The organism is Arhodomonas sp. KWT (genome assembly GCF_010993615.1).
Genome location: NZ_WNXE01000006.1, coordinates 25118 through 30064, shown reverse-complemented (window position 1 = coordinate 30064; position 4947 = coordinate 25118). Strand labels below are relative to the sequence as shown.

At 69.7% G+C, this 4947-nt stretch carries 5 protein-coding genes and 1 pseudogene; 3 read left to right on the top strand and 3 right to left on the bottom strand.

The annotated features are described in order from the left end of the window. Positions 1-212: 212 nt before the first annotated feature. Genes sthA through G7A99_RS02675 form a run of 3 tightly spaced genes read left to right on the top strand, consistent with a single transcriptional unit; the run spans position 213 to position 2711 of the window. Positions 213-1610 (top strand): Si-specific NAD(P)(+) transhydrogenase, encoded by a 1398-nt coding sequence (gene sthA, locus G7A99_RS02685; RefSeq protein ID WP_018718960.1) that lies wholly within the window; start codon positions 213-215, stop codon positions 1608-1610. Between the two features lie 4 nt (positions 1611-1614). Next, a complete protein-coding gene (locus G7A99_RS02680; RefSeq protein WP_018718961.1) occupies positions 1615-2277 on the top strand; it encodes a DsbA family protein in 663 nt (220 codons plus the stop codon). After that, positions 2277-2711 (top strand): thioesterase family protein, encoded by a 435-nt coding sequence (locus G7A99_RS02675; RefSeq protein WP_163138788.1) that lies wholly within the window; start codon positions 2277-2279, stop codon positions 2709-2711. Before G7A99_RS02680 ends, G7A99_RS02675 begins: the two co-directional genes overlap by 1 nt. A 23-nt stretch (positions 2712-2734) precedes the next feature. Here the strand turns inward: G7A99_RS02675 and G7A99_RS02670 are convergent, their stop codons facing one another. The 3 genes and pseudogenes from G7A99_RS02670 to G7A99_RS02660 all read right to left on the bottom strand — a co-directional run. Next, positions 2735-3316: a chalcone isomerase family protein gene (locus G7A99_RS02670; RefSeq protein ID WP_018718963.1), complete on the bottom strand. Its 582-nt coding sequence runs from the start codon at positions 3314-3316 to the stop codon at positions 2735-2737. Beyond that, the gene (locus G7A99_RS02665) at positions 3310-4506 is read right to left on the bottom strand and encodes an acetyl-CoA C-acyltransferase (RefSeq protein WP_040409566.1); all 1197 of its coding nucleotides are present in this window, start codon (positions 4504-4506) and stop codon (positions 3310-3312) included. The genes G7A99_RS02670 and G7A99_RS02665 overlap by 7 nt, the downstream gene beginning before the upstream one ends. 59 nt (positions 4507-4565) lie before the next feature. Further along, positions 4566-4947: pseudogene (locus G7A99_RS02660) on the bottom strand (3-hydroxyacyl-CoA dehydrogenase); the annotation flags it as partial.

The window sequence follows — 4947 nt, the reverse complement described above, 5'->3', positions numbered from 1 at the left end:
TGCCCTCAGTCTACCGCCGCTGACGGGCACCGGCAATTTTATGGAAAGCGTTTCCACGATAGCTCCGACGCGCGGTCGGCGGAGCGGCGGCCGCGGCCGGCCGTTTCGACCCGGACGGCCCGCCCGGCTATAATGCCCGCTTCGGCCCGGCCGCCGAGCCATGGACGGCCCGGGCCCGATGCGCCATGCACTCGATCAGCGGGACGGTCCATATGAGCGGCAAGCACTTCCATACCATCGTCATCGGCAGCGGCCCCGGCGGCGAGGGCGCGGCGATGAAACTCGCCAAGGCGGACAAGCGCGTGGCGGTGGTCGAGCGCCACAGCGAGGTCGGCGGCGGCTGCACCCACTGGGGCACCATCCCCTCCAAGGCGCTGCGCCACAACGTCCGCCGGATGATGGAGTTCAACAACAGCCCGCTCTTCCGCGAGGTCAGCGAGCCGCGACACTTCTCCTTCCCCACGGTGATGCGCACCGCCGAGCGGGTCATCGACCAGCAGGTGGGGCTGCGCACGAGCTTCTACAGCCGTAACGAGGTGCCGGTGTTCCGCGGCACGGCGCGTTTCGCCGACGAGCACACCCTGGAGGTCGAGGGCGCCAACAACCGGATCACACGCCTCACCGCCGATCACTTCATCCTCGCCACCGGCTCGCGCCCGTACAATCCGGCGGACGTGGACTTCACCCACCCGCGGGTATTCGACAGCGATCAGATCCTCTCCCTGGACCATACGCCGCATACCATCACCATCTACGGTGCCGGCGTGGTGGGCAGCGAGTACGCCTCGATCTTCCGCGGTCTCGGCGTGAAGGTGGATCTCATCAACACCCGCGAGCGCATGCTCGCCTTCCTCGACGACGAGATCTCCGACGCCCTCTCCTACCACCTCCGCGAGCTCGGCGTGCTCATCCGTCACCGCGAGGAGTATGCCCGGGTCGTCCCGGGGGACGATCACGTCATCCTGGAGACCCAGTCGGGCAAGCGCATCAAGAGCGACATCCTGCTCTGGGCGAACGGGCGCACGGGTAACACCGATCGCATGGGCCTGGAGGCCCTCGGGGTCCAGCCCAACGGCCGTGGCCAGGTGGAGGTCAACGAGGATTTCCAGACCGAGCAGCCGCATATCTATGCCGTCGGCGACGTGATCGGCTACCCGAGCCTCGCCAGCGCCGCCTACGACCAGGGCCGCTACGTCGCCCATCACATCATCTTCGGCGAGTGCGATTACCGCCTCGCCCAGGACACCCCCACCGGGATCTACACCATCCCGGAGATCAGCTCCGTGGGCCGCAGCGAGCGCGAGCTCACCGAGGCGAAGATCCCCTACGAGGTCGGTCACGCCTTCTTCAAGGACCTCGCCCGGGCGCAGATCTCCGGACAGACGGTCGGCATGCTCAAGATCCTCTTCCACGTGGAGACACTGGAGATCCTCGGCATCCACTGCTTCGGCGACCAGGCCTCCGAGATCGTGCACATCGGCCAGGCGATCATGGCCCAGCCCGGCGAGGCGAACACGCTGATGTATTTCATCAACACCACGTTCAACTACCCGACGATGGCCGAGGCGTACCGCGTGGCGGCGCTCAACGGCATCAACCGGGTGCCCTGAAACCGTGGCGGCGACTAACGGCAGCGCTACCGGCGGCGAGGATCACCGCATCCCGGTGGTCTTCTATTTCGACTACATCTGCCCGTTCTGCTACGTGGGCGCCCATCGCCTGCAGCGGATCACGCAGCGCTACCCGGTGGCGGTGGAGTACCGCTTCGTCGAGATCCACCCGGACAGCCCCGCCGGCGGGCGGCCGGTCTCCGAGCTCGGCTATCCACCGGAACAGTGGCGGCGGATGAACGAGGCGCTCACGGCAATGCTCGAGGCGGACGGCCTGCCCATGGCCGAGCGTACCTTCACCACCAACTCCCGCCAGGCCCTGCTGCTGGCACGCACAGTGCTTCAACGCCGGCCCGGGCGTTTTCTGGCACTGCACAACGCCCTCTTCCATGCCTACTTCGTCGACGGCCGCAACATCGGCGAGACGGCCGTGCTCGAATCGATAGCGGCGGATCATGACGTCGGCGACTGCCTGATGCCGGTGGACGACCGCCAGGCCCTTGCGGGCCTGCTGGAGGACGTGGAGGCGGCCCGCAGCACCGGACTCACCGGCGTGCCCACCCTGATCGTCGGCGACCGGGCCTTCCCCGGCGCCGTGTCCATGGACACACTGGCCGCGGCCATGGAAGAACACACCCGCGGCGGGGCCCCGGGGGAGACCCACTGATGGCCCGCCTCAAGCTGCCGCTGCCGGAACGCTTCGCCTTCTGCCACGAGCTGGACGTGCGTGTCACGGACCTGAACTTCGGCGGCCACATGGGCAACGAAATGGTCCTGGTCTACGCCCAGGAGGCCCGCGCGGCGCTGCTGCGCCATCACGGCTACTCCGAGAGCGACATCGAAGGGCTGGGGATCATCGTCGCCGACGCCGTGGTCGTCTTCCGTGCCGAGGCCTTCGCCAACGACCCGCTGCGCATCCACGTCGCGCTGGATGACTTCAACCGCTACGGCTGCGATATCCTCTACCGCCTGGAGCACGCCGGGGACGGCCATGAGATCGCGCGGGCGAAGACGGGGATCGTGTTCTTCGACTACGGCGAGCGGCGCATCGCCCGCGCACCGCAGGCGTTCGTCGAGCGCTTCGCCCCCGCCGGGGAGTGAGCCGGTCGGGCAGCGCGGCGGGATCAGCCGCCGAGCATGCCCGATTTGACGTCCTCGTCCGCCGGGTGGGCACCGACGAAGATCGCCAGCCATGCCCGCGCGAGGGCACGGCCCGGTACGGTCCCGGTGACCTTGCCGTTGTACACCACCCGCGTGCCCTGCCCCGGCAGGTAATCGATGGCGATCTCATCCCCGGCCTCGGCGTCGCCGAACAGCTCGTTGAACGCCTCGATCCGCTCCGCCAGGGCCTTGCGGCGGTCCTCTGAGAGGTTGTCCTCGAAACCGTCGTTCCAGGCCTCCACCAGCTTCTCCCGGGAGACGTGATCGTAGACCAGGTGCAACACCACCCGCCGGGGACCGTCCAGCGAGAGCACGTCGTCCGCCCTGCCGGTGGTCTCGGGCAGGTAGAGCCCGCCGACATAGATGTCGAAGAAGAACTTCTCGCGCAGGCCGAGGCCATTGAGGGAGAGGCTCTCCCCGTCCACCTCCATGCGCTCCGGCATGTGCACGCCGGCGAGCTCCGCGGCCGTCGCCGGCCCCGCCAGCAGAACGCCCGCGAGCACCAGTGCCGCGGCACGGCACCCTCTGATCGTGGTAGTCAGCATCGCTCGAACACCCCCGCTGCGCCCATGCCGGTGCCCACGCACATGGTGACCATGCCGTAGCGCAATCCCTGCCGGCGCAGCCCGTGCAGCAGGGTGGCGGTTCGGACGGCACCGGTGGCACCCAGGGGGTGCCCCAGGGCAATGGCGCCGCCCAGCGGATTGACCCGGGCCGGATCCAGCTCCAGCTCGCGCATCACCGCCAGGCTCTGCGCGGCGAACGCCTCGTTGAGCTCGATCCAGCCGAGATCGTCCCGGCCGATGCCCGCGGCGCGCAGGGCCGCCGGGATCGCCTCGACCGGACCGATGCCCATGATCTCCGGGGGCACACCCACCACGCGGTAGCCCGCGAAACGGGCCATCGGGGTAATGCCCAGCTCGCGTACCCGGCGGCCGCTCATCACCACCACCGCCCCGGCACCGTCACTGGTCTGGGAGCTGTTGCCCGCGGTCACCGAGCCCCGCGCGGCGAACACCGGGCGCAGCTTCGCGAGCCGGGCCGCGTCGGTGTCACGCCGCGGGCCTTCGTCCGTCGCCACCGCGCGCTCGCTGATGCGCACGCTCGCCCCTTCCGCCGCCGGGGCGTAGCTGCGCGCGGTCACCGGCAGGATCTCGTCGGCGAAGGCGCCGCCGTCGATGGCCGTGACCGCCCTGCGATGACTCTCAAGTGCGAAGGCGTCCTGGTCCTCCCGGCTGACGCCGTAGCGCTCCGCGACCCGTTCAGCGGTCAGGCCCATCCCGTACGCGATGCCCACGTCCTCGTCGCGTTCGAAGATCGTCGGGTTCAGCGACGGCCGGTGACCCATCCAGGGGATGGCGCTCATGCTCTCCGTGCCGGCGGCGAGAATGCAGTCCGCCTCGCCGCTGCGGATGCGCCCGGCGGCCTGGGCGATGCTCTCGAGCCCGGAGGCACAGAAGCGGTTGACCGTCACCCCGGGCACGCTCTTCGGCAGCCCCGCGAGCAGCGCGGCGATCCGCGCGACGTTGAGTCCCTGGCTCCCTTCGGGCATGGCGCAGCCGGCGATGACGTCCTCGATGCCCTCCGGCGCCAGCTCCGGCACCGCATCCACGGCCCCGCGGAGCACATGGGCCAGGAGGTCGTCCGGGCGCGTGCCGCTGAGCGCGCCCCGGGGCGCCCGCCCCACCGGGGTGCGCACCGCGGCGACGATATAGGCGTCCTGCATTTCACTCATTGACGGTTCCCCTCCCCGTGCCGCCGTCGCCGGCGACGTCCAGGCGGTTGTCGGTTCGTTCAGTTGCGCAGCGGCTTGCCGGTGCGGAGCATGTGCGCGATCCGCGCCTGGGTGGCCTCGCTCCTGAGCAGCGTCATGAAGCCGTCCACCTCCAGCTCCAGCAGCCACGAGTCGTCGACGCTCGAGCCGGTGTCCACCTCGCCGCCGGTGAGCGCCCGTGCTGCGAGGTGCGCGACCCGGGCGTCGTGTCCGGAGATGAAGCCGCCGTCACGGAGGTTCACAATCATGGCCTCCAGCGTCGCCAACCCGTCGCGCCCGGCGACCCGAACCGGCGGCACCAACGGCGGGCGGTAGGCGCCGGCAGCGAGTGCCCGGGCGTGCTGTATGGCGACATGAAGCACCTCGTCCTCATGAGGCACGACGGTGGTGTGCGCCGGCAGG